The sequence below is a fragment of the Mycobacterium botniense genome (assembly GCF_010723305.1).
Lineage (GTDB): Bacteria > Actinomycetota > Actinomycetes > Mycobacteriales > Mycobacteriaceae > Mycobacterium > Mycobacterium botniense.
Window position 1 is genome coordinate 1,964,483 of sequence record NZ_BLKW01000002.1, and the last position, 23,893, is coordinate 1,988,375.

Sequence of the window (23,893 nt, forward strand, 5' to 3'; positions counted from 1 at the left end):
GTGTCGTTTGCGAGAACCTCACCTTCGCCTCGAGCTGAGAGGAATCGGGTGCCGGAGCACGAGAGCATCTGGAGCGACCTTCAGGGGGTTGCGTTTTCGCAGGGTTATCTCAGCGCGGGCGGAGTCCGCACCCGGTATCTCTGCGCCGGCGATCCAGACAAGCCGGTGCTGGTCCTGCTGCACGGGTCCGGCGGACACGCCGAGGCCTACGTGCGCAATCTGGAGGCGCACGCTCAGCATTTCTGGACCTGGGCGATCGACATGCTCGGGCACGGATACACCGACAAACCCGGCCACCCGTTAGAAATTCGGCATTACGTCGAACACCTGATGGCGGTTCTGCACACCATCGGTGCCGAGCGGGCCAGCGTGAGCGGCGAATCGCTGGGGGGATGGGTGGCCGCACGGGCCGCCGTGGACCATCCGGACAAGGTGGACCGGCTCGTGCTCAACACAGCGGGCGGCTCGCAAGCCGATCCCGCAGTGATGCAGCGGATCATCACGCTGTCCATGGCAGCTGTGGAGAACCCAACCTGGGAGACTGTGCAAGCCCGTATCAAATGGTTGATGGCCGACAAGTCGAAGGACTATGACGATCTGGTCGCCAGCCGGCAACGGATCTACCGCCAGCCCGGCTTCATCGCGGCGATGCGAGACATCATGGCCCTGCAGGATCCGACGATCCGGGCGCGCAACCTCCTGGGCCCAGCCGAATATGGCGCAATCACCGCCCCAACCCTGGTGCTGTGGACCACTGACGATCCCACCGCCGAGGTGGAGGAAGGTCGTCGTATCGCGTCGATGATCCCCGGTGCACGATTCGAAGTGATAGCCGGTTGTGGGCACTGGCCGCAATATGAGGATCCCAAGACCTTCAATCGGCTGCATCTCGACTTCCTGTTGGGACGCTGATGGCCACCGATGTCGACGTCGTCATCGTCGGGGCCGGTCCGGTCGGGCTGACACTGGCAAACATCCTTGGCCTGCAGGGTGTCCGCACACTGGTGGTCGAGGAACGGGATACCCTGATCGACTATCCCCGCGGGGTTGGGCTGGACGACGAGGCGTTGCGCACCTTCCAGGCGGTCGGGCTGGTCGACCGCATTTTGCCGCACACCGTCCCCAACCAGATTCTGCGATTCTTCGACGCCAAGCGCCGCTTACTCGCCGAGATGGCGCCTCCCGACGCCCGGTTCGGATGGCCCAAACGCAACGGGTTCGTCCAGCCTATGGTTGACGCCGAATTACTTTGCGGGCTAGACAGATTCGATCATGTTCAGGTGCTGTGGGCACACCCGATGAGCTCGTGCACCCAAACCCACGACGACGTTGTGGTCAACCTCGCGTCCAACGGAAACTGCGCGACTGTGCGCGCGCAGTACGTGGTCGGCTGCGACGGCGGTCGCAGCACCACGCGCCGGGAGATGGGGGTGTCGTTTGACGGCACCACCTCACCGACTCGATGGTTGGTCGTCGACGTCGCCAATGACCCTCTGGGGCACCCCAACAGCGAGGTCGGTGCCGATCCCGCTCGGCCATACGCCTCGATCTCGATTGCCCACGGAATCCGGCGGTTCGAGTTCATGATTCACGCAAGCGAGTCCGACGAACAAGCCGAGGATCCGGCCTTCATCACATCCATGATAGGTCTGCTGGTGCCGCGTCCGGAGCGGGTCGACGTAATCCGGCACCGGATTTACACCCACCACTCGCGTATCGCCGGGGCCTTTCGCCGCGGGCGGATGCTGCTGGCGGGAGACGCCGCACACCTGATGCCGGTGTGGCAGGGACAGGGCTACAACAGCGGTATCCGCGACGCGGCCAATCTGGGGTGGAAACTTGCTGCAGTCGTCAACGGGCAGGCCAGCGATACGCTGCTGGACACCTACGACGTTGAGCGGCGCAGACATGCCAGGGCGATGATCGACCTGTCCACGATGGTGGGACGCGTCATCTCTCCGACCAACCGCAATGTCGCCGCCGTCCGTGACATTGCAGTGCGGGCAGCGTCGTTCGTACCGCCACTGAAGCGATACGTGCTGGAGATGCGGTTCAAGCCGATGCCCCGCTATGAGCAGGGAGCGGTCGTTCACAGTGAGCCGCGCCGGCGCGACACCCCGGTGGGCACGCTGTTCATCCAGCCGCGCGTCGACACCCGAGAGCAGCAGAATGTGCTCTTAGACGACGTGCTGGGCCCCTGGTTCGCCGTTCTGTGTTGGAACAACAGTCCGCGCCGCCTTCTTGGCCCCGAGGAATCTTCGAAATGGAAAGCGCTCGGGGCGCGGCTGGTTGCAGCCCGCCCCCTCAGTCAGCTGCACTGGGACGGACATGACGACCCCGATGTCGTCGTCGTCGGTGATCGGACCGGTGATCTCAAGTCCTGGTTCGACGTTCACACTGAATCTGTGTTATTCCTGCGCCCTGATCGGTGCATCGCCGGAGCCTGCATCGCCCAGCTTGCACCCGAATTGAGCGTCTCGCTTTTCCAGGCCCTCACCTTGACTCCGGGAGGAAACCGTGCCACTGGCCCTGTGCTGTATGTCCCACAGCCCGCTGCTGAATCTGCCCGGGCCACCACAGGACCTCCTTGACGACATCGATGCCGCACTCACGCAGGCTCGTGAGTTCGTCTTCCGCTACGACCCTGAGCTCGTTGTCATTTTCGCGCCCGACCACTTCAACGGATTCTTCTACAAGGTGATGCCACCGTTTTGTATCGGCACGCACGCCCGGGGTGTCGGCGACTACGGCACCCGGGCTGGGGACCTCAATGTTGACCGCCGCATTGCCGCGGGCTGCGCCGAAGCGGTGCTTGCCGCTGGTGTAGACGTCGCCATCTCGGAATGCATGGATGTCGATCACGGGACCGTCCAACCCCTGGAGAAACTGTTCGGTGACGCTGTCACACCCGCGGTGGTACCGATCTTCATCAACTGCGTCGCCAATCCGCTAGGACCCCTGCATCGTTCGAAAGCACTGGGCACGGCAGTGGGTGATTATCTGACCGGGCTGGACAAAAGGATCCTGGTGATCGGGTCCGGTGGGCTGTCGCATGACCCGCCCATCCCCGCACTGCCCGCCGCCAGTGGCGCTGTCCTGGAACGCATTGTGCACGGGCGGCCCATGACATCTGAGCAGCGGCGGGCCCGCGAGAACACAGTGATTGAGGCCGCGCAGGATTTGGCCCGGGGTTGCAGCGACCGCCGGCCGCTTAACCCGAAATGGGATCATCGCTTCCTCGACATCGTCGACTCTGGTCAGCTCACTGCGTTCGATGACTGGTCCAATTCCTTCATTACCTACGAGGGGGGGAACTCTGGACACGAAATCCGAACGTGGGTAGCGGCTTTCGCTGCGCTGGCCGCCGCAGGAGCGTACCGGGTGACAGTGCGCTACTACAGGGCGGCTGCCGAGCTGATCGCCGGGTTTGCCATCAGAACGGCGGCACCGGCATGAGCGAGAGGTTCGATCATGTTGTCGACGTCCTCGTGGTCGGCTCCGGCGGTGGCGGAATGACGGCAGCACTCACCGCCAACGCGCATGGTCTGGCAACGCTAGTCGTGGAGAAATCGCCGCATTTCGGAGGTTCCACCGCACTGTCGGGTGGCGGTATCTGGGTACCCGGAGCGCCGGCGCAGCGCCGGGAAGGCTACGCCCCCGACCCGCGCGGCGTCGTCGAATACCTGCGGCACATCACCGGCGGGCTCGTCAACGAGGCGCGTATCCGGCAATACGTCGAGGCGGCGCCGAAAATGATGGAATTCCTCGAGCAGCTCAGCTCGTGGTTCGAGTTCGTCTGGAAGCCCGGCTACGCCGATTACTATCCGGAATTGCCGGGTGGCTCGGCGCTCGGCAACACCATCAACGTCCCGCCGATCGATTTACGGAAGCTGGGGGAGCACGAGCACGAACTTCTGCCACCGCACGCGCTAGCTCCGAAGGGAATCTGGCTGGGCCCCAAAGAGCTTCGCTTTTTCTACCAGATTCGTCAATCCTGGGCGGGAAAAGCCGTCCTGGCGAAATTGATGTGGCGCATGGTGCGGGCACGGGTATTCGGCGAGCGAATGGCAGCAATCGGGCAGTCGCTTGCTGCCCGGCTGCGGCTGGCTATGAAAGACCGCGGCATTCCCCTGTGGCTCGGCGCACCGATGACGGAGTTGATCACTGATGTTGAGGGTTCGGTGATCGGCGCGGTCGTTGACCAAGACGGGCAGCCACAGCGGATCAGGGCTTGGCGTGGGGTCATCTTGGCTACCGGGGGTTTCGACCACGACCTGTCCTGGCGAAAACAGCACCAGCCCGTCCTTGACGAGGACTGGAGCTTCGGCAACCCCGCCGCCGTCGGTGACGGTATCCGCGCTGGTCAAAACGTCGGTGCAGCAACCGAAATGCTCGATGAAGCGTGGTGGTTCCCGGCTATGCGATGGCCGGATGGCCGTCTCCAGTTCATGCTCAATGAGCGCATGATGCCCTCGCAGTTCATTGTCAACGGCGAGGGAAAACGCTTCATCAATGAAGCGGCGCCGTATATGGACTTCGGCCACGCCATGATCGAGGGGCAGAAGCAAAACATCACCCACATACCCTGCTGGCTCATCACCGACCATCGATCCTGGAATCGCTACGTCATCGCTGGCCATCTTCCGCTTCCGAAGATCCCGGGCGCGCCGGTGCCCACCGGACGCAAAGTTCCTTTGGCCTGGTTGGAGTCTGGTGTGGTGCGGAGCGCCATGAGCTGGGATGAACTGGCCGCCAAGATCGGTGTACCGGCTCGCCAGCTGAGCGAGACGGCTGCGCGGTTCAACGAGTTGGCGCGCAAAGGCCATGACGACGACTTCAACCGTGGTGACAGCGCCTATGACAACTATTACGGAGATCCAACCCTGCCCAATCCGAATCTGCATCCACTGGGGAAACCGCCTTACTACGCCTTCCAAATCGTGCTCGGTGACCTGGGCACATCGGGAGGTCTGTGCACCGACGAGTACGCCCGTGTGCTGCGCGTCGACGGTAGTGTGCTGCGCGGGCTGTACGCGGTCGGCAATGCCGCGGCGCCGGTGATGGGACGCAGTTACGCCGGCGCCGGAGCAACGATCGGTCCTGCTATGACGTTTGGCTACGTCGCGGCTAAACACATTGCCGGTCAGGCCACGGCTGGGCCCGTCCATGACTCAACGCTCGACCACATCGGAGGTAGTACATGAAGATTTCGCTGTTCTACGAGTTCGCTTTACCACGCCCGTGGGCACCCGATGACGAGCGGATCCTGCTGCACGACTGCCTGGACGAAGTTGAAGCCGCCGACAAGGCCGGCTTCTCAACGGTGTGGCTGACTGAGCACCACTTTCTGGAAGAATACTGTCATTCCACCGCTCCGGAGATCTTCCTGGCTGCGGCCAGCCAGCGCACGAAGAACATCCGGCTCGGGTTCGGCATCATGCATTTGCCGCCGGCCGTCAACCACCCGGCTCGGGTCGCCGAGCGGATCGCTACTCTCGACCTCATCTCTGACGGACGGGTGGAGTTCGGCACTGGAGAATCCTCGTCTGTAGGCGAACTCGGTGGATTCGGCATTGATCCGGCCGACAAGCGAGCCCAATGGGAGGAGGCGCTGGAGGTCGCGATCCGTTGTATGACCGAGGAACCCTTCGCGGGGTTCCAAGGCCGGCACATCGAGATGCCCCCCAGGAATGTGATTCCCAAGCCGATGCAGAAACCTCACCCACCGGTCTGGGTTGCCTGCACCCGCCCGTCTACGGTCCAGATGGCCGCTCAGAAATGCATCGGGGCGCTGAGTTTCGCCTATACCGGTCCTGGTCCGCTGACTGAGCGAGTCAATGGCTACTACAAGGAGTTCGAGGAGAACGGAGCGCCGCTCACCCCGGCGATCAACCCGAACATTCTGGCCATTGGCGGGGACCTGTCGATGATGGTGGCCAAAACCGACGAGCAGGCACTGCAACGCCTCGGCAAAGGGGGTGGCTTCTTTTCGTTCGGGATTATGCACTACTACATGACCGGAGTACACACACCCGGAAGGACTGGGGTCTGGAAGCGTTATCTCGAAGAGGTCGAGAAGGATCCGACGCTGGCCTATGGGCCTGGACGTGGGGCGATTGGCTCGCCGGCCACGGTGCGAGAGTTTTTGCGCGGCTACGAGGAAAGCGGGGTCGATGAGATCATTTTGCTGCTCAATCCGCGCAGCCATGAAGGCACAATGGAGTCAATCGAGATCATGGGCAAAGAGGTGCTTCCCGAGTTCATCGAGCGGGATGCCAAGGCGGTGGCTGACAAGGCGAAAAAGCTTGCCCCGGTGATTGAAAAAGTGGAGGCGCGCCGCCCGAAATCCACTGCGCCAACGTTTGACGAAAACTACTCGTTTGGTGGGCTGCCCACCGGCCGCGGCGGCACGTTCACGGCCAGTGAGATTCCCGAGGCGATGGCCGAAATCAACGAAGGCCGTGTCATCGCCGCACAGCGCGCCAAAGAGGAGCGCGCGAAACAACAGAGGTCCTCTTAGTGGAAGCGTGAGCGTTGGGACAGATCGATGAACTATGGCGCTACGACGGCCGCCGGGCTGTGGTGACCGGATGCGCCTCGGGCATTGGCGCGCATGTCGTGCAACAGCTCACCGAACTCGGTGCGGCAGTCGTCGGCCTGGACAAACATCAGCCCACCGTCGGCATCGGGGAATTTCACCACATCGATCTCGCCGACAGCACGTCGATAGACCGTGCCGTTGCCGCCATCGGCGGCCAGGTGGATTCGCTGTTCAACATCGCTGGGGTGTCCTCGGGCATCGGCGATCCCGTGCGCGTCGTCACCATCAACTTCCTTGGCCTGCGGCATCTCACCGATGCGTTGATTCCGAAAATGCCGGCCGGCTCGGCTGTGGCAAGCGTGTCGTCGCTCGCGGCGGCCGGCTACCGCGAGCACCAGCAGGCCGTGGCCGGACTGCTCGATACCCAGACGATGCAGGAGGGTATCGACTGGTGTCAGCGCCATCCTGAGGCGCTGGCCGACGGAGGCTACCGGTTGTCGAAAGAAGCGGTCATCCTCTACAGCATGAGAAACACCGCTGTCCTCGGCGCCCGCGGCATCCGCATCAACTGCACCGGACCCGGAGTCACCGAAACTCCCATCCTGGACCAGTTGCGGATGGCGTACGGTCAAGCCTACCTCGACACGATACCCAAGCCCTTGGGCCGCATTGCTCACCCAGCCGAACAGGCCGCAGTGCTGGTGTTCTTGAATAGTGCAGCGGCCAGCTATATCTCGGGCCAAGTTGTGTGGGTCGACGGCGGTACCGTGGGCGCCGCGATCGCATGTGAACTTGACCAAGGACGGTCGCCGTGGTCAGCATGAGCGAATTCAGGCGGGTCGCTCGCGATGTCTGCAACTGGGGACGGTGGGGCGAGGCCGACGAACTCGGCACGCTGAATTTCATCACCGCAGAGAAGATCCAGCAGGCAGCGAGCTTGGTGAAGCACGGAAGAGTCTTTCCGCTCGGGGTGGACTTCGGGTCAGCAGGGCCTCAGGGTGCGTTCCAGTTCCGCCACAACCCGGTGCATGTGATGACCGTGGACGGGGGTGATGCCAGCACGCTGGCACAGTATGCTCCCGATTGGGTCCGGAACTCGGTCGCGCAGCAATTGAGCGGCTTTTTCGTCGACAACCCATTTCGCTTTAGCGACGATTTGATCATAATGCCGCTGCAGGCCGCTACGCACTGGGATGCCCTCTCGCATGTCTACTATGACGACAAGCTGTACAACGGCTTTCCGGCAAACTCGATAACCAGCCTCGGCGCCTACCGTTGTGGGATCGACAAGGTCGACGGTAAGGGCATCACCTCCCGCGGAGTGTTGCTGGATCTCGTCCGCCACCGCGGCGCTGATATATTCCTCGAACACGGTAATCCGATCACCCCGGAAGAACTCGACGAGGTCGCCCGGGCGCAAGGCGTTGCAGTGGGACGCGGCGACATCGTAGTGATCCGGACCGGTTGGTGGGCCAGGTTTCTCACGACCGGCGACGGCAGCGAGCCCTACTCCGGGCTGGACTGGCGGTGTGCCTGCTGGCTGCACGACCACGAGATCGCGGCAGTGGCCGCCGACAACCTCATGGTCGAAGATCCGGTCTCCGGGGTCGAGGGAACGTTTTTGCCGATGCACATGCTGTGCCTCCGGGACATGGGCATGATGCTTGGGGAATACTGGGATCTCACCGCGCTGGCAGACGATTGCGCAGCCGACGGGGTCTATGAGTTTCAGTTAATAGCTCCACCTTTGAGAGTTGTTGGTGCCGTGGGCTCACCGGTCAATCCCATCGCAATCAAGTAGGTGTGAACATGAACGAAGACGCTCGGCCACTCATCGTCGGGGTAGGTGGCACATTGCGGCCGAACTCGTCGACCGAACGCGCCCTTCGACACTGCCTGGCATCAGTCGAACGGCAAGGTGGGCACACTCAGCTCTACTGCGGAGAGGACATCAACCTGCCGATGTACAACCCGGATGACCCGGCCCGAACCCCGCAGGCAACGCAGCTGATCAGCGCTTTACGCCGAGCTGACGCCGTCATCGTCGGCTCACCGGGTTATCACGGCGGTGTGTCCGGATTGGTGAAGAACGCGCTCGATTACATCGAGGATATGCGCGAGGACTCCCGGGTTTACCTGGACAACAAGCCATGGGGCTGTATTAGCTGCGCCTACGGGTGGCAAGCCGCGGTCGGCACCCTCGAGCAGTTGCGGGCCATCGGCCACGCTTTGCGGGCCTGGCCCACTCCGCTGGGTGTCGCGATCAACTCGGCAGAGCAGATCTGGGACGGTAACGGCGAACTGGGGGATCCGGGCGTGCGTAACCAACTCGAGTTGCTGGCCTCGCAGGTGCTGGCGTTCGTCCGTTCTAGTGTCCGCTGACGGGGAAGTCCTTGGAGATCCATCGCCGCACCGTTGTGATCGACGGCCTGGCCACCAGCTATCTGGAGGCGGGCGAGGGTGAGCCAGTGGTCTTGTTGCACGGCGGCGAGTTCGGTGCCAGCGCAGAGCTGGGTTGGGAGCGCAACATCGGCGCGCTCGCGGCGCATTACCGGGTGCTGGCACCAGACATGCTGGGCTTCGGGCAGTCCGCCAAGGTCATCGACTTCAACGATGGTCGCGGCATGCGGATACGGCATGTTGCGCGATTTTGTGCCGTACTTGGTGTGGAATCAGCTCATTTCGTTGGCAACTCGATGGGTGCCATCATGCTGCTCACGGACGCTACCTGCCAATCACCGGTTTTGCCGGTGCGCAGCATGGTTGTCATCTGTGGCGGCGGCGAGATTCAGCGCAACCGTTACATGGACGCGCTCTACGATTACGACGCGACGCTGCCCGGGATGCGCAAGATCGTCGAAGCGCTCTTTTATGACCCCGCCTATCCGGCCGACGAGCGCTACGTGCGGCGCCGCTATGAGTCCAGCATTACGCCCGGAGCTTGGGAGGCGGTGGCCGCGGCCCGGTTCCGCCGCCCCGGAGCACCGCCCCCGCCGGCGCCGTCGAGCGAACGCGCATACGGACGCATCTCGGTTCCCACTCTCATCGTCGAAGGAGCGTGCGACAAGCTGCTTCCACCGGGGTGGGCGAAGCAGATTGCCGGCCAGATTCACGGCAGTCGCGCGGCTGTGGTCGACGCGGCCGGTCACTGCCCGCAGATCGAAAAGCCAGAAGAGGTCAATGAACTCCTGCTCGAATTCTTTCACCAGTGACGACGGCGCAGCGGCACCGGTGTCGACATCGACACGTAATGCTCAGTCAGCGAGACATCCACCTGGTGCGCCGACCACCTTCGTTGGCGAGCCGGTCGGCTGGCGGCACGCAACCGGCTGCGATGGCATCGTGCTGATGAGTCAGTGCAGCAAGGTTATTGGCTCAAAGTGGTGAAGGCTGCGCGCCCCACACCATCACCGTGATGTCGCGTGCACGGTGCCCGATGATCCCTTGTTCGTGGTGGTTGTTTTCGCACAACCCGGGGACGCCAACAGGTGCACAAAATCAGCCGCTTGACTTAACAGAAACCGTGTCGATTAACTCGTCGGTGTGGATAACGAACTAGCGGGCAAAGTCGCCATCGTCACCGGTGGCGCTTCCGGTATCGGACGTGCGACCGTGGAGCGCTTCGTCAGCGAGGGCGCGAAAGTTGTCATCGCCGATGTCGATCGTGATCGGGGTGAAGACCTGGCGGCCACGCTCGGCGTCGACGTCTCATTCCAGTCAACCGACGTCGCGCAGCCCACGGAAGTCAGCGCGCTGGTCGCGGTGACGGTCGAGAAATTCGGCGGATTGCACATCATGGTGAACAATGCCGGTGTCTCGGGCACCATGCACCGCCGATTCCTCGATGATGACCTCGCCGACTTCGACAGGGTCATGGCGGTCAACGTGCTGGGCGTGATGGCCGGCACCCGCGATGCCGCCCGGCACATGGTGGCGAGCGGTGGTGGATCCATCATCAACGTGACGTCGATTGGGGGGATTCAGGCTGGCGGCGGCGTAATGACGTACCGTGCGTCGAAAGCGGCAGTCATCCAGTTCACTAAATCCGCTGCGATTGAGTTGGCGCAATATGACATTCGGGTCAATGCCGTCGCACCAGGAAACGTACCGACACCGTTGCTGGCCTCCTCGGCGGCCAAGTTGGGCGCCGACGCGATCGAGCGCTTCACCGCGACGATCCGCGAGACGATGCGCGCCGATCGGCCGCTGAAGCGCGAGGGCACACCTGACGATGTCGCGGAAGCCATCCTGTATTTCGCCGGCGAACGGTCTCGTTACGTCACCGGCACAGTGCTACCGGTCGACGGTGGCATCGTTGCAGGCAAACCGATCAGACGCCGAAGCGATGCCCGCGAAAACAAATGACAGCGCTCCTGCGGTGAGGCGGGGTTGCAGGGCAACATCCTCACGTTGATATCGCATGGACGACCGTGTGGGCGCCGGGAAGTTGCCATCCGTGCCGGCACGGGTGTGTCGCGGTGAGCTGCGAGATGCCGCGGCGGCAGTGCCGGGGTAGGGGCGGTGTTTTGCCCGAACGGAATAATTCAATCGCTTGACTTAAATCCATCAGCACGGTTGACTAACCTCATGACCACAGCCACCAAGCCGGTGCGCCGGGCCGGTACCACGCGGGAAGCGATCCTGACGGCGGCGGAGCGCCTGTTTGCTGAGCACGGTGTGTTCGCGGTGTCCAACAGACAGGTCAGCGAGGCTGCCGGTCAGGGCAACAATGCAGCGGTGGGTTACCACTTCGGCACCAAGACCGATCTGGTGCGTGCGATCGAGCAGAAACATCGACAGCCCATCGAACAGCTGCGCGAGCAGATGGTCGCCGAGCTTGGCGACTCCGCTGACATGCGCGACTGGGTGGCATGCCTGGTGTGTCCGCTCACCGAGCACCTGGCAGAACTTGGTAATCCAAGTTGGTATGCCCGATTCGCGGCACAGGTGATGGCCGATCCGGCTTACCACAACATCGTCGTCAAAGATGCATTGAGCTCGCCGTCACTGGTCGAGGTAATCGGCGGAATAAATCGCTGCCTTCCCGATCTGCCGCGCTACGTCCGGGCGGAACGCAACGTCATGGCCCGCAACCTGCTCATGCACACCTGCGCCGATCGTGAACGAGCGCTCGCCGCGGGCGCATCCGTACCCCGACCTTCGTGGCAGGCCGCCGCCTCCGGGCTGATCGACGCGATCGTGGGGCTGTGGTTGGCGCCGGTCAGTTGAAAGAAAATTGCAATGAAAGTCACTGTCGACCAAGATAAATGCGCCTCATCCGGAAATTGCGTCATGCAGGCTCCGGCGATTTTCGACCAGCGTGACGAGGATGGCGTCGTAGTGTTGCTCAACGCGAATCCACCGAGCGAGCAGGAGAACAACGCCCGTAGGGCTGCCGTGTCCTGCCCTGCACTGGCCATCAGCATCGAGGAGTGACCTTGTCCGAGACCTTGTCCGGTGCCGCGACCCAAACATCTTCGGAGCTACCGGAATACCCGATGCCACGGTCGGCGCGCTGCCCATTTGCGCCGCCTCCCCAGGTGCTGGCGCTCAATTCCCGGAAGCCGTTGAGCAGGGTGCGCATCTGGGACGGCAGCACGCCCTGGTTGGTGACGGGCTACGAAGAGGTGCGCACGCTGTTCTCCGATCCCCGAGTCAGTGTCGACGACCGCCGCCCGGGTTTCCCGCACTGGAATGAGGGCATGCTGGCGACGGTGCACAAACGTCCGCGGTCGGTGTTCACGTCCGACGCCGAGGAACACACTCGTTTCCGACGAATGTTGTCACGTCCGTTCACTTTTCGCCGTGTTGAGGCCCTGCGACCGGCAATCCAGAAAATCACCGACGAGCACATCGACACGATGCTCGCCGGCGCGCAGCCCGCCGACCTCGTCACCGCCCTCGCACTGCCCGTTCCGTCCCTGGTGATCAGCACGCTGCTCGGCGTCCCCTATGAGGACGCCGAGATGTTTCAGCACCACGCCACCATCGGGCTTGCCCGCTATGCGACCGCCGAGGACACCGCTAAGGGCGCCGCCGGGCTGCACAAATACCTGGCCCGGCTGGTCGAGGCCAAAATGCAGAACCCGGCCGAAGACGCAGTGTCGGATTTGGCCGAGCGCGTCAACGCCGGCGAGATCAGCGTCCGGGAAGCAGCGCAGCTGGGCACCGGGCTGTTGATCGCCGGGCACGAGACCACCGCGAACATGATCGGTCTGGGCGTGCTCGCCCTGTTGGAAAACCCCGAACAATTGGCCATCCTGCGTGACAGCGACGATCCGGCGATCATCGCCAACGCGGTCGAGGAGTTGCTGCGATACTTATCCATCATCCAAAACGGTCAGCGGCGAATCGCCATCGACGACATCGCAATCGGTGGTGAGGTGATCCGCGCGGGTGAAGGCATCATCATCGACTTGGCTCCGGCCAACTGGGATCCTAAAGTCTTCCCCGAACCGGAACGGCTCTACCTGCATCGGTCGGCCGCCCCGAATGTCGCGTTCGGCTACGGCAGGCATCAATGCGTCGGCCAACAACTGGCCCGTGCCGAGTTGCAGATCGTCTACCACACCTTGTTCCGCCGCATTCCCACGCTAAGACTGGCGGTCCCGATCGATGAGATTCCGTTCAAACACGACCGGCTCGCGTACGGCGTCTACGAACTACCGGTGACCTGGTGACCGAATTTGCAAACAGCGCTGGCCTCGCCACCGACCGCATGTGGTGGTGAGCCGAATCCGAATGGAGGGACAATGATGTCGACTCGAACAAGCAGCCTTGCCCTCTACCCGCCCGAAGGGTTTGGCGCTCCGAAGGATCGGCGCGGGCACGCCAGTGGTGACGTCGGATTGCCGCCGGGAACCGAGGTGTTCTCCGCGGACAATCATATTTCGCTTGCCGAAGATATTTTCTACGAGCGTTTCCCGGACGACCTCAAGGACAAGGCCCCCCGGATTTGGTACCAGGACGGCGCTTACCTGGTCGGACGCCAGGGACAAACGTTTTTGCCGGGTGACTTCAGCGCAGTGCTGATGCAGTACGATGATCTGGCCGGGGCTGCGACCACCAACATCGAGGCGCGGATCCAAGAGCTTCATGAGGATGGAGTCGACAAAGAACTGGCCTTTCCCAACGCGGTTCTGGCACTTTTCCATTTTCCGGACAAAGACCTGCGTGAGCGAGTGTTCCGCATTTACAACGAGCACATGGCGGATCTGCAAGAGCGCTCACGCGGGCATTTCTATGGTGTGGGTCTGATCAACTGGTGGGACCCCAAAGGCACTCGGCGCACGTTGGAAGAGCTGAAAGCGCTGGGACTCAAGACATTTTTGCTGCCATTGAACCCGGGAAAGGGGGAAGACGGCAACGTGATCGACTACTCGAGCACGGCGATGAGCCCGGTCTGGGATGAGATCGAAGAGTCGGGCCTTCCGATCTCGCACCACATCGGGGAGACCCCGCCGAAAAGCCCCTGCGAGTTCAACAGCGTGGTCGTCGGCATGATGATCAATATCGACGGATTCCGGGAGATGTTCTCCAAGTACATCTTCGGTGGTATCCTCGACCGCCATCCGCGGTTGCGCATCGGGTGGTTCGAGGGCGGAATCTCCTGGGTGCCGTGGGCCCTGCAAGACGCCGAGCACTTGGTGGCGTCGTATCGACACATGTTCAACCGACAGCTCGAACACGACATCCGGTACTACTGGAACACCCACATGAGTGCATCGTTCATGGTCGACCCACTGGGGCTGCAGCTGATCGACGAGATCGGGATCGACAAGGTGATGTGGTCAAGCGACTATCCGCACAATGAAAGCACGTTCGGCTATTCGGAGAAATCGCTGGCGGCGGTCGTCGCTGCCGTTGGGCCAGAAGCTGCCGCGCGCATCGTGAGCGGCAACGTCAAAGAGTTCCTTGGCCTCCAGAGCTGACCGATGATGACATTTATGCAAACGTCGGCCGCGGGCGCCACCAGTTTGGTGATTCCGGAAGAACCGGACCTGAGCCGGATGCGCCGGCAAACCGGCTCGCGTCTGCGGGCGGCAATGACTGATCGCGGCGTTGACGCGCTAATCCTGCTCGGCAATAGCGCGGTGGTCTACGCCACGGGCACGAGCTGGCCATTAGGTGATGCCGGGTTGTCCCATGTCGAACGGCCGGTCGCGGTAATCCTCGTGGACGATGAGTGGCCGCACCTGTTCGTGCCGTTTCGTGAGGGCGCCGCCCGGGAATCGGAGCTTCCTGCCGACCACCTCCACGGACCCGCCTACCTCGAATTCGACGAAGGTGTCGAGAACTTTGCGCGTTTGCTTGCGGAGCTGATTCCACCCGGCGCCGTTGTGGCGGTCGATGAGTGCACCGGCGCCATGTCGCGCGCGCACGACTCACTGTTTCCCGGCGGACGGCCTGCTGACGCCGCGCAAGTGGTCAGCGCGGCCAAGGTCGTCAAAACCCCTGACGAGCTTTGCTGTATCCGCGCCGCGTGCCGGATCACCGATGAAGCCATGGTCGATGTCCAGGCAGCGCTGGTTCCAGGTGTGCGCCAGATCGACCTGTCAGCGGGATTCGTGCGCCGGGCATTCGAGTTGGGCGCGACAGCCAGCATGCTGGAGCCGATTTGGCAGGTGATGCCAAAACGCAAGGCCGACGGCGTGTGGACGACCCACGGTGACTTGGCGCTGCCGCTGCTGACAACCGAACGAGAACTGATCCGCGGTGATGTGTTGTGGACGGACGTCAGCATCACCTACCGCGGTTACTGTTCGGACTTCGGCCGCACGTGGATCGTCGGGCAGCAGCCCACCGCCCGCCAGCAGGCACAGTTTGACAAATGGCGGGAGATCATGAACGCCGTTTTGGGCGTCACCCGCGCTGGAGCCACCGCGGCGGACCTCTGCCGGGCGGCGACCAAGGCCAACGGCGGCAGCCGGCCCTGGCTGCCGCACTTCTACCTGGGACATGGAATCGGTGTGAACGCTGCTGAAACACCGATGATCGGAACAGATCTCGGAGATGAGTTCGATGAGAACTTCATTTTCGAGCCGGGCATGGTGCTGGTATTGGAGCCGGTGGTCTGGGAAGACGGCACCGGCGGCTATCGCAGTGAAGAGATTGTGGTGATCACCGAAGAAGGGTGGTTGCCGTTGACCAACTATCCCTACGATCCCTATGGCAACTGAAGTTCTGCCCGACGATCGGGCTCTGCGTTGTGGGCGGCGCGAGCGGGCGCTGGCCCAGATGGAAGCACATGACCTTGACGTGCTGGTCCTTGGACGGCAGGCCAATGTCCGTTACGTTGCGGGTGCGCCCCAGCTGTGGGTTGCCGGGACCCGGCCATTCGGGCCGACCTGCGTACTGGTGCGGGCAACCGGTGCCATTCACCTGATGAGTACCTGGGATGAGGGTGTTCCCGACGACATCCCGCGCGAGAACCTGTATGGGCTGGCATGGAATCCGCTGAACACAGTCGCGGCGCTGAAGCGAATCGAAGCTGCGTCCAGCGCCCAACGGGTCGGCACCGACGCGCTGTCGCCGACGTTCGCCGAACTGTTGCCAATGGCCTTCCCCAACGCGCAGTTGATTGACGCCGAACCAGCTATGCGAGCGGCGCGGCGAATCAAGACATCCGAAGAAGTAATGATGCTGCGCCAATCGGTTCAGGTGGCTGAGTCAGCACTCGCGGCTGCGGTGGCCGAATTACGGCCGGGTGTCAGCGAACAGAAACTGACTGGGGTGTTGTTGGAGGCGATGACGGCGGCGGGAGTGAGCACGCCGGCGAACCAAGACGCCGTCTGGGTGACATCTCGGGAGCACCCGTGGCGGAGGGTGAACGGTGACGGTTGCGCCCGATCGGGCGATCTGGTGGCGTTTTCCGCAAGCGCTCTCGCCGACGGCTATATCGGTGAAGTGGGAAGAACGTGGCCGGCGGGCCGGCCAGTCGGTGTGGCGAATTTGTATCAGAGGTGGAACACGTTGTGGAACTGTTTGTTCGCCGCGTGCCGACCAGGCGCGTCGGCGGACGACTTGTTGGGTGCCTATCGGGCCGCCGGAGAACCTTTGCCGCCGATGCCGGTGGCGCGCGGCCTGGGGATGGGTTTTGACCCGCCCGTGGTCTCCTCGCACTTACCGCAGACGGCAGCGGGCGAACGGCTGGAACCCGGGATGGTGTTGGCTGTCACCGGGTATGTCTGGGAGCACGCTGTCGGGGCGGTCTTCGGGCGTGAGGCGGTGTTGATTACCTCCGATGGCGCCGAAGTGCTCACGAAAAGCCCATTCTGGGAGGAGCATTAGCGAGATGACTTTCTCATCGCGCCCATCACCGGAAGAAATCATCCTCTACGCTAAGAATCCGAAGACCAAGATCGCAACCATCACGTTCAACCGGCCTGAGTATCTGAATGCGCCAACGGCCGCGGCACGGTTGCGTTATGCCGACTTGCTGCGCGCGGCCACGGTCGACAACGACGTGAAGGTGGTCGTGATCCGCGGCGTCGGTGACGACTTCGGCAGCGGCGCCGATCTTCCGGAATTCATGGAGGGCCAGGATTCGCCCGAATTCCGTCTCGCCGAGCTGCGGCTGGAACCCGACGGCATCGTGTACCCCCCGAAGAGCTCCTTCCGACACGGGGCGACGATCAGCCAGTGGTACGCCAATTCGCAAGCCGGCAACCGGCCATTGCAGGAGCTAAAGAAGATCAGCATTGTCGAGGCCAAAGGCTATTGCTACGGGTGGCATTTCTACCAGGCGGCTGACGCTGATTTGGTGATCGCCAGCGATGACACGCTGTTCGGCCATCCCTCGTTCCGGTACTACGGGTGGGGTCCGCGGATGTGGACGTGGGTGCAGACCATGGGCTTGCGAAAGTTTCAGGAAATGGTGTTTACCGGCAGGCCGTTCACCGCCGACGAAATGTACCAGTGCAATTTTCTCAACAAGGTCGTACCGCGCGATCAGTTGGAAGCCGAGGTGCAGAAGTACGCGCTTGCGTGCGCCCGCAACCGCCCGACCGACACGGTGTTCATGCAGAAGGTGTTCTTTGAAGTCGTCAAACAGTATCAGGGCGAGTACCTGGGCAGCTTGTTGTCGGCGTTCTTCGAGTCTATGGGCAGCCACATCCACCACGACGCCGATGATTTGGAGATGGGAACTGCAATCGATCGGGGGTTAAGCGACGCTGTGAAGGAGAACGACAGCAAGTTCCCGCCGGAATTTCGCCTCAGTAAATCCAGCCGTAAACGGAACGGCTAGCTCGTGGAGCCCCTCAACGGCTATGTCGTGGTCGATTTGTCCACCGGCATCGCCGGGGCATATTGCACAAAGCTGCTTGCCGACGGTGGTGCCCGAGTCATTAAAGTCGAACCTCCGCAGGGAGATCCGCTGCGCCGGTGGTCGGCATCAGGAGCGGCGATAGAACCCGGTGACGATGCGGCGCTGTTCAAGTTTCTGTCCTGCTCGAAGCACAGCGTCGTCGTCGACGCCGCGGCGGACGGCGATATCGAGTTCGTCGACGCGCTCCTGGCGTCAGCCGACTCGGTGGTGTGGTCACGCGGCTCGACGGTAGCCGAGCACCCGGCGTTCTGCCCGGACAGGATCCATGACCGCCATCCCCATCTGACCGTCACGGCGATAACACCGTTCGGGCTACACGGGCCGTGGGCGGCCCGGCCGGCCACCGAGTTCACGCTCCAGGCGTGGTCGGGTGGGATTGTGGGGCTTGGGCGTGGGTCAGCTGATCGGGCACCGGTTTACGTTGGCGGTCAGGTTGGTGAGTATGTTGCCGGCGCATACGCCAGCGCGGTGACGCTGGCATTTCGCCGGTGCGGTGGCCGGCTCATCGACCTGTCGATGCTGGAAACCCAGATTTTGTCGCTGACCTACTATCCGGTGACCTATTTCGAGATGCTGGGCCGGCCGTGGCGGGATGCACGGAACCTCACCGTTCCGGGCATCGCAAGGGCGAAGGATGGCCTTGTCGACATCGGCTGCGGCACTGCGCAACAGTGGTTCGACCTGTGCGCGATGATCGGCCACGAGGAGTGGATCGACGAGCATTCACCGCTGTCGATCACCGAGCAGGCCAACGAGAAGGCTGACGAGCTCTACACCTGGTTGCGCGAGCACACGGTTGAGGAGATCCGCGAACTAGCTAGCGCATTCCGGATTCCCAACGCACCAGTGGCCAACGGCGCCAACATCGAACACCTTGACCATTTCCGGTTTCGTGGATCTTTCATCGACAATCCGCGCGGCGGTTTCCGCCAACCCGCTCCACCATACCGCATGGCGCCCGCACAGCTGCGCCCGCCGCAGCCGCCGCCGCGTCTGGGGGAGCAGACCACACTGTACCGTCAGTTACCCCTCGTCGCGCGAGCCGCTGCTGACCACAACTCGGACAGCTTGCCTTTCAAAGGGTTACGTGTACTAGATATGACAACGTTTTGGGCCGGGCCTTACTGCACGCATCTGCTGGCAATGCTCGGCGCCGATGTCATTCACGTCGAGTCCACCCGCAGACCGGACGGTACTCGTCTCATCGCGGGCATACCGGTCACCGATGAGCAATGGTGGGAGAAGTCGCCGATCTTTTCTGCGCTGAACACCAACAAGAAGGGCCTGACACTAGACCTGCAACGTCCGCGCGGACGGGATCTGCTGAGGCGGTTCATCCAATCTTGCGATGTTATCGTCGAAAACTTTACTCCGCGTGTGCTTGACCAGCTCGGCGTCGACTTTGCGGCCATCCAGGCTATGCGACCCGGCACGATCCTGGTCCGGATGCCGGGTTTTGGCCTGGACGGGCCATGGCGCGACAATCCGGCCTTTGCCTATGTCATCGAGGCGGCGGCCGGCCTGAGTTGGCTTACCGGATATCCTGACCGAAACCCCTATGAGCCCTACACAATTGGCGATCCCAATGCCAGCATTCATGCGCTCAATGCGCTGCTGCTCGCGCTGGAACATAGACGGCGCACCGGGCAGGGGGTGCTGGTGGAAGCCGCTATGGTCGACGCTGCGTTAAACGTAGCCGCCGAGCAGGTCATTGAATACTCCGCCTATGGGGCATTGCTACAACGCACTGGAAATCGGGGCCCGGCGGCGGCACCGCAGAACCTCTACCGAACCGCCGACATCGATGAGTTCGGTCGCGCCGACTGCTGGGTCGCGGTAGCGGTGGCGACCGACGAACAGTGGGAGGCACTCCGCGATGCGCTGGGACGGCCTTCCTGGGCAATGGATCCGAAGCTATGCGCCGTAGCGGGGCGACGGGAACAGCACGACCTGATCGACGAGCGTCTCGCTGCCTGGTGTGCGGACCGTGCCGCTGACGAGATCGTTCGGGTACTCTGGGATGCCGGTGTTCCGGTGGGCAAAGTGATGCAGCCGCATCGTCAAGCCGAGCTGGCGCAGTTGGTGTTTCGTGGCTTCTTCGAAGAGGTGAGACACCCGGTTAACCCTGCGGTTAAGCACAGCACAGTTCCGATTCGGTTCTGCTGTGGACCGGGAGAGTTTCACCGTCGCTCTGCACCCCTGCTCGGCCAGCACAACCATGAGCTGCTATCGGAGCTGGGGTTGACCGAGGCGGAGATCGCTGAGCTGGAAGCCGAGGGCATCATCGGCCGGGCGCCGACCTTGTCCGATTCCGGCACGGCCGGTTGATTCTGGCACTATGGCAATCGATCCCTCAAAAATCGAACTTACCTGCCGGGTCGCGATCGTGACCCACGGCGGAGCTGGGATCGGCGCTTCGGTCGAAAGTGTCGGTATTGCACCGGGTTACGCCGCATACGCACCGCTAAGTTGTCGACTTCCCGGTCGTCGTTCCGATGGGCCGTGCAGGAGGTGCCGCCGAGATTGCCAGTACCGCAGTGTTGCTCGCCTGGAACATGGGAAGCTACATTACCGGGGAGACGATCCGTGTCGATGGCGGCGCTTATGCTGCGAGCGGCTGGTACCGCCAACCGCAGCCTGGGGAGTTCCAGCTGGAACCGCGATAACGGCCACCTCCGGCGAATCGAATCCCGCGAGCCGCACTGCGGCCGCACAGCGCGACGTCGACCCACTGCTGGTTTTGGGCACCGCGTCCCGCGGCGAGTGTCTGTTCCTTTACTTCAAGCAGCTTCCCGCGTCGATAGGCAACGTTACTCCGGTGATATAGCGAGACTCTTCAGATGCCAGGAACAACACGGCGTTGCTGATGTCTTCTGGTTCTACCCACGGGATTGGCAACGTGTGGAACATCTGGCAGATCGGGGCGATGTCGTCTGGACCCGGATTCTCCAGATCCGGGCGGAACATTCGATAGGTTCCTTCGTTCATCACCATCGGGGTGTTCACATGGGTTGGGTGCACCGAATTGACCCGAATCATATGTTGACCCAACTCCACCGCGAAGGTCCGCATCAGCCCAACGACACCGTGTTTAGCGGCGACGTAGTGGCCGGTGTGCGGATAAGCCTTTAGTCCGCCGACCGAGCTGGTCAAGATGATCGACCCGCCCCGGCCGCCCGCCACCAAGTGCGGTACACCGGCCTTCACGGTCTTCCACACCCCCGACAGGTTCACGTCGATCATGTCTTGCCAGTCACGTTCTTTGGTGTTCGCCAGGGTGTCCCCGCCGTTACCGATACCCGCGTTGGCTACGATGATGTCCAGCCTGCCCAGCTGCTCCACTCCGTCGTCTACGGCTGCCTTGAGGGCTTCGTAATCGCGCACGTCGACTTCGGCGGTGACGACTCGCCGATTGTGGCTTTTAACCAGATCCGCGGTTTCAGCCAGATCTTGGGGTGTGGACGGCGGAATGAGAACTCCCTCGATCGGCTTGCAGATGTCGACGGCGATGATGTCGGCACCCTCTTGCGCTAGCCGCACCGCATGCGAGCGGCCCTGACCGCGCGCTGCGCCGGTGATGAACGCGACCTTACCTTCGACTCGCCCAGCCATCGTTACCTCGTTTCTTGCATCTCAAGGGAGTACGGCCACCATCGATTCCCAGCCGCGCACGGTCGACGTCGGCGAAAGCTTGGCGTTGCTCATGTCGACGTCCCATTCCGGGAACCGTTTCAAGATCTCTTCGAGCGCGATACGTCCCTCAAGGCGGGCCAACGCCGAGCCGAGGCAGTAATGGGTTCCGACACTGAAGGCGAGATGTTGCCGTGGCTCTCGGTGGATGTCGAAAACGTCACCGTCGGGCGGGAATTGACGGTGGTCGCGGTTAGCGGCTCCGATGAGCATCATCATGACGCTGCCGGCTGGCACTGTCTGGCCGTAGTATTCGACGTCTCGGGTGACATATCGAGCGACATGGGGCGCCGGGGACTCATAGCGGAGCAATTCTTCGACGGCCTGTGGGATCAACGCAGGGTTTTCGACCAGCTGACGGCGCTGTTCAGGATGCTCGGCCAGCACCTTGCCCGCCCAGCCGATCAGCCGGGTGGTGGTCTCGTTACCCGCGCCCGACACAACGCTGACGTAGGTGAGCAGTTCCTCGCGACTGAGCCGCCGCCACGTACCGGTCTCATCCTCGAACTCGACGTTGAGCAGTTCGGTCATGATGTCGTCTGACGGATGCTCGGCGCGCCAGTCGATGTAGCGGGCAAAAAATTCCCCGCCCGCCATGCCCTCCGCGGCCGCCTTCATCGGCTTGCCGGCTTCGGTGCGCATCTGCGCGTTCGCGAAATCGCGGGCGGCTTCTTGGTCTTCTTCGGGAACGCCAAGCAGCATCCCGATGACGCGCATTGGCATCTGCGCCCCCAGATCAGCGACGAAATCGAACCGGTCTGCCCCGATCAACGGATCCAGACAGCGCGCGCAGAATTGGCGAATCTGGGGTTCCAGGTCGCTGACCTTGCGCGGCGTGAACATGCGGGCCAGCAATTTGCGATGGACGTCATGAATCGGCGGGTCCTCGAAGATGAGCACACCGGGAGGGATGTCGATGTTGGCCTTGATCAGTTCCAGGATTGCTCCGCGCGCTGAGCTGAACGTCTCGTAGTCGACCAGCGCGCGGTCGACGTCGATAAACCGGCTCAGTGCGAAAAAGTCGTGCTGCTCGTTGTAATACAGTGGCGCGTCTTCACGAAGTCGCCGAAAGGCCGGGTAAGGGTCGGTGTTGATCTCGACGTCATAGGGGTCGTAGTAGATGTCGCTGGCAGCGCTGAGTGTCACGGTGTCTCGCCTCTCGCCGGAACGCCGTAGTCGGAGGTGCTGAGCATCTGCTCAACTCTGGCATCAGCCACGGCGGGTGTCAACGACGAATTCGTTTGTGCTAATTCGTGTTCTAGATTTGAGAGAATAATGTTCTCGGAGTTCGCGGTACCGTGCGATATGCGAACTACGGGGCGGCTGTGACAGGAGCGGCACCGTCGACGGGGGTGAGGGTGTTCGGATGGGCAACCGACACGGGTGCGGGCAGGCGCCCGGGGGAGGTGGCGACCAGCTACTGAAATACGCGAGCCGCGTTGTCTACTCGCTGGTGGCGTCGCCGGCGAACCCGCGCGAGCAGAATTCCCACACTTCATCCGCCGTGATGGGATGAATCGTTGCGTCGTCGGTCCCGCCACTGGATTGTGCGATGAACATCACGGTTTGCATCGTCATGGCAGCCATCCGCTTCGGGTTGATACCGGGACGTAGCTGTCCGGCTTCGGCGGCGCCTTCCATCAGTTCGGTGAGCAACGCCAAAAGCGGGGCATGGGCAACTTTGACCTCGGCAGGGTGCGAAACCAGCAAACGCGGCGCGAAGTCAGTGAACAGCGGCCGTTTCGCGTTGGGGTCTGGTCGTGAGGCCTCGAAGAGCAGCTGAACGGCGACCTTCAACCGCTCGAGCGGATCGGAATGGCTTTCGGTAGCGGCACGGATCTGGTCGGCGGAGCGGCTCAGGGCGTCTTCGAACAGGGCCAACAGCAGCTCGTGTTTGCCATCGAACTGCAGGTAGAAGCTACGCAGCGACTGCCGGGAGCGGTCGACGACTTCTTGAACGGTAAAGTCCGTGCTGCCTTTTTCAATGATGATGGCCTGGGCCGCGTCGAGGAAGCGCTGAACACGCTGCGCTGCCCGCAGTTTTGCCGTCTTAATCGAGCGCTCGACCGCACGCTGTTTCCAGGCCGGCTCCTCGCTGGGGCTGGTCACGACCGGCTCGGACGATTGCCGTGAAGGGAGAACATGATTGAACTGTACCGGAGAACGGCGTGACATCGCTGCGCTCGACCCCCTCACGGTCGCCGTGTTGGAGATTGTAACTTTCCCGACACGAGAATACTATTCTCTTAGACGTATTAATGGAAGCACATTCGACATCTGGACCTGCCGCTGCAGGTCGAGCGGGAGTTCGCCCGCCGGACGCTGAGTGACAA

The 23,893-nt window shown here is 62.4% G+C and carries 22 protein-coding genes; 19 read left to right on the forward strand and 3 right to left on the reverse strand.

From position 1 onward, the window contains the following. Positions 1 to 48: 48 nt before the first annotated feature. The 19 genes from G6N08_RS09270 to G6N08_RS09360 all read left to right on the forward strand — a co-directional run bounded on the left by G6N08_RS09270 (position 49) and on the right by G6N08_RS09360 (position 20,536). Complete coding sequence (locus G6N08_RS09270; RefSeq protein ID WP_163756266.1) at positions 49 to 912, forward strand: alpha/beta fold hydrolase; 864 nt, start codon at positions 49 to 51, stop codon at positions 910 to 912. Continuing rightward, the gene (locus tag G6N08_RS09275; protein ID WP_163756267.1) at positions 912 to 2,591 is read left to right on the forward strand and encodes a bifunctional 3-(3-hydroxy-phenyl)propionate/3-hydroxycinnamic acid hydroxylase; all 1,680 of its coding nucleotides are present in this window, start codon (positions 912 to 914) and stop codon (positions 2,589 to 2,591) included. Before G6N08_RS09270 ends, G6N08_RS09275 begins: the two co-directional genes overlap by 1 nt. After that, positions 2,539 to 3,456, forward strand: coding sequence for a 3-carboxyethylcatechol 2,3-dioxygenase (locus tag G6N08_RS09280; protein ID WP_246216653.1), 918 nt, complete (start codon positions 2,539 to 2,541; stop codon positions 3,454 to 3,456). The genes G6N08_RS09275 and G6N08_RS09280 overlap by 53 nt, the downstream gene beginning before the upstream one ends. After that, a complete protein-coding gene (locus G6N08_RS09285) occupies positions 3,453 to 5,204 on the forward strand; it encodes an FAD-binding protein (protein ID WP_163756271.1) in 1,752 nt (583 codons plus the stop codon). Before G6N08_RS09280 ends, G6N08_RS09285 begins: the two co-directional genes overlap by 4 nt. Next, on the forward strand, positions 5,201 to 6,520 hold the full coding sequence (locus tag G6N08_RS09290) for an LLM class flavin-dependent oxidoreductase (RefSeq protein ID WP_163756273.1): 1,320 nt from the start codon (positions 5,201 to 5,203) through the stop codon (positions 6,518 to 6,520). The genes G6N08_RS09285 and G6N08_RS09290 overlap by 4 nt, the downstream gene beginning before the upstream one ends. A gap of 14 nt (positions 6,521 to 6,534) precedes the next feature. Beyond that, the gene (locus G6N08_RS09295; RefSeq protein WP_163756276.1) at positions 6,535 to 7,365 is read left to right on the forward strand and encodes a coniferyl-alcohol dehydrogenase; all 831 of its coding nucleotides are present in this window, start codon (positions 6,535 to 6,537) and stop codon (positions 7,363 to 7,365) included. Continuing rightward, positions 7,362 to 8,342: a cyclase family protein gene (locus G6N08_RS09300; protein ID WP_163756278.1), complete on the forward strand. Its 981-nt coding sequence runs from the start codon at positions 7,362 to 7,364 to the stop codon at positions 8,340 to 8,342. The genes G6N08_RS09295 and G6N08_RS09300 overlap by 4 nt, the downstream gene beginning before the upstream one ends. 8 nt (positions 8,343 to 8,350) lie before the next feature. After that, complete coding sequence (locus G6N08_RS09305) at positions 8,351 to 8,923, forward strand: NADPH-dependent FMN reductase (RefSeq protein WP_163756280.1); 573 nt, start codon at positions 8,351 to 8,353, stop codon at positions 8,921 to 8,923. A gap of 11 nt (positions 8,924 to 8,934) precedes the next feature. Then, positions 8,935 to 9,753 carry an alpha/beta fold hydrolase gene (locus G6N08_RS09310; RefSeq protein ID WP_163756282.1) on the forward strand — a complete coding sequence of 273 codons (819 nt, stop codon included), beginning with the start codon at positions 8,935 to 8,937 and terminating at the stop codon, positions 9,751 to 9,753. A 331-nt stretch (positions 9,754 to 10,084) separates the two neighbouring features. Then, a complete protein-coding gene (locus G6N08_RS09315) occupies positions 10,085 to 10,906 on the forward strand; it encodes an SDR family NAD(P)-dependent oxidoreductase (protein ID WP_163756284.1) in 822 nt (273 codons plus the stop codon). 222 nt (positions 10,907 to 11,128) lie between these two features. Then, complete coding sequence (locus G6N08_RS09320) at positions 11,129 to 11,770, forward strand: TetR/AcrR family transcriptional regulator (RefSeq protein ID WP_163756286.1); 642 nt, start codon at positions 11,129 to 11,131, stop codon at positions 11,768 to 11,770. Positions 11,771 to 11,782: 12 nt separating this feature from the next. Beyond that, complete coding sequence (locus tag G6N08_RS09325; protein WP_163756288.1) at positions 11,783 to 11,977, forward strand: ferredoxin; 195 nt, start codon at positions 11,783 to 11,785, stop codon at positions 11,975 to 11,977. A 62-nt stretch (positions 11,978 to 12,039) separates the two neighbouring features. Then, positions 12,040 to 13,221, forward strand: coding sequence for a cytochrome P450 (locus tag G6N08_RS09330; RefSeq protein ID WP_371869009.1), 1,182 nt, complete (start codon positions 12,040 to 12,042; stop codon positions 13,219 to 13,221). Positions 13,222 to 13,296: 75 nt separating this feature from the next. Continuing rightward, complete coding sequence (locus tag G6N08_RS09335; protein WP_163756290.1) at positions 13,297 to 14,472, forward strand: amidohydrolase family protein; 1,176 nt, start codon at positions 13,297 to 13,299, stop codon at positions 14,470 to 14,472. 6 nt (positions 14,473 to 14,478) lie between these two features. Beyond that, positions 14,479 to 15,720: a M24 family metallopeptidase gene (locus G6N08_RS09340; RefSeq protein WP_163756292.1), complete on the forward strand. Its 1,242-nt coding sequence runs from the start codon at positions 14,479 to 14,481 to the stop codon at positions 15,718 to 15,720. Further along, the gene (locus tag G6N08_RS09345; protein WP_163756294.1) at positions 15,710 to 16,831 is read left to right on the forward strand and encodes a M24 family metallopeptidase; all 1,122 of its coding nucleotides are present in this window, start codon (positions 15,710 to 15,712) and stop codon (positions 16,829 to 16,831) included. The genes G6N08_RS09340 and G6N08_RS09345 overlap by 11 nt, the downstream gene beginning before the upstream one ends. Positions 16,832 to 16,835: 4 nt before the next feature. Continuing rightward, positions 16,836 to 17,789, forward strand: a complete 954-nt coding sequence (locus G6N08_RS09350; protein WP_163756296.1) for an enoyl-CoA hydratase/isomerase family protein — start codon at positions 16,836 to 16,838, stop codon at positions 17,787 to 17,789. Between the two features lie 3 nt (positions 17,790 to 17,792). Beyond that, positions 17,793 to 20,198 (forward strand): CaiB/BaiF CoA-transferase family protein, encoded by a 2,406-nt coding sequence (locus tag G6N08_RS09355; RefSeq protein WP_246216654.1) that lies wholly within the window; start codon positions 17,793 to 17,795, stop codon positions 20,196 to 20,198. Between the two features lie 167 nt (positions 20,199 to 20,365). Beyond that, positions 20,366 to 20,536 carry an SDR family oxidoreductase gene (locus G6N08_RS09360; protein ID WP_163756298.1) on the forward strand — a complete coding sequence of 57 codons (171 nt, stop codon included), beginning with the start codon at positions 20,366 to 20,368 and terminating at the stop codon, positions 20,534 to 20,536. A 109-nt stretch (positions 20,537 to 20,645) separates the two neighbouring features. Here G6N08_RS09360 and G6N08_RS09365 read toward each other — a convergent pair whose 3' ends face one another. The 3 genes from G6N08_RS09365 to G6N08_RS09375 form a co-directional block, all read right to left on the reverse strand. Next, positions 20,646 to 21,482: a mycofactocin-coupled SDR family oxidoreductase gene (locus G6N08_RS09365; RefSeq protein ID WP_163756300.1), complete on the reverse strand. Its 837-nt coding sequence runs from the start codon at positions 21,480 to 21,482 to the stop codon at positions 20,646 to 20,648. 21 nt (positions 21,483 to 21,503) lie between these two features. Continuing rightward, positions 21,504 to 22,706 (reverse strand): cytochrome P450, encoded by a 1,203-nt coding sequence (locus G6N08_RS09370; RefSeq protein WP_163756302.1) that lies wholly within the window; start codon positions 22,704 to 22,706, stop codon positions 21,504 to 21,506. A gap of 297 nt (positions 22,707 to 23,003) precedes the next feature. Beyond that, positions 23,004 to 23,669: a TetR/AcrR family transcriptional regulator gene (locus G6N08_RS09375; protein ID WP_174813266.1), complete on the reverse strand. Its 666-nt coding sequence runs from the start codon at positions 23,667 to 23,669 to the stop codon at positions 23,004 to 23,006. Between the last annotated feature and the right edge of the window lie 224 nt (positions 23,670 to 23,893).

Coding starts and splice junctions, on each gene's coding strand:
- G6N08_RS09350 (WP_163756296.1), top strand. CDS start 16,836: ATGACTTTCTCATCGCGCCCATCACCGGAAGAAATCATCCTCTACGCT.
- G6N08_RS09290 (WP_163756273.1), top strand. CDS start 5,201: ATGAAGATTTCGCTGTTCTACGAGTTCGCTTTACCACGCCCGTGGGCA.
- G6N08_RS09320 (WP_163756286.1), top strand. CDS start 11,129: ATGACCACAGCCACCAAGCCGGTGCGCCGGGCCGGTACCACGCGGGAA.
- G6N08_RS09280 (WP_246216653.1), top strand. CDS start 2,539: ATGTCCCACAGCCCGCTGCTGAATCTGCCCGGGCCACCACAGGACCTC.
- G6N08_RS09330 (WP_371869009.1), top strand. CDS start 12,040: ATGCCACGGTCGGCGCGCTGCCCATTTGCGCCGCCTCCCCAGGTGCTG.
- G6N08_RS09365 (WP_163756300.1), bottom strand. CDS start 21,482: ATGGCTGGGCGAGTCGAAGGTAAGGTCGCGTTCATCACCGGCGCAGCG.
- G6N08_RS09305 (WP_163756280.1), top strand. CDS start 8,351: ATGAACGAAGACGCTCGGCCACTCATCGTCGGGGTAGGTGGCACATTG.
- G6N08_RS09300 (WP_163756278.1), top strand. CDS start 7,362: ATGAGCGAATTCAGGCGGGTCGCTCGCGATGTCTGCAACTGGGGACGG.
- G6N08_RS09345 (WP_163756294.1), top strand. CDS start 15,710: ATGGCAACTGAAGTTCTGCCCGACGATCGGGCTCTGCGTTGTGGGCGG.
- G6N08_RS09285 (WP_163756271.1), top strand. CDS start 3,453: ATGAGCGAGAGGTTCGATCATGTTGTCGACGTCCTCGTGGTCGGCTCC.
- G6N08_RS09340 (WP_163756292.1), top strand. CDS start 14,479: ATGACATTTATGCAAACGTCGGCCGCGGGCGCCACCAGTTTGGTGATT.
- G6N08_RS09275 (WP_163756267.1), top strand. CDS start 912: ATGGCCACCGATGTCGACGTCGTCATCGTCGGGGCCGGTCCGGTCGGG.
- G6N08_RS09325 (WP_163756288.1), top strand. CDS start 11,783: ATGAAAGTCACTGTCGACCAAGATAAATGCGCCTCATCCGGAAATTGC.
- G6N08_RS09335 (WP_163756290.1), top strand. CDS start 13,297: ATGTCGACTCGAACAAGCAGCCTTGCCCTCTACCCGCCCGAAGGGTTT.
- G6N08_RS09360 (WP_163756298.1), top strand. CDS start 20,366: ATGGGCCGTGCAGGAGGTGCCGCCGAGATTGCCAGTACCGCAGTGTTG.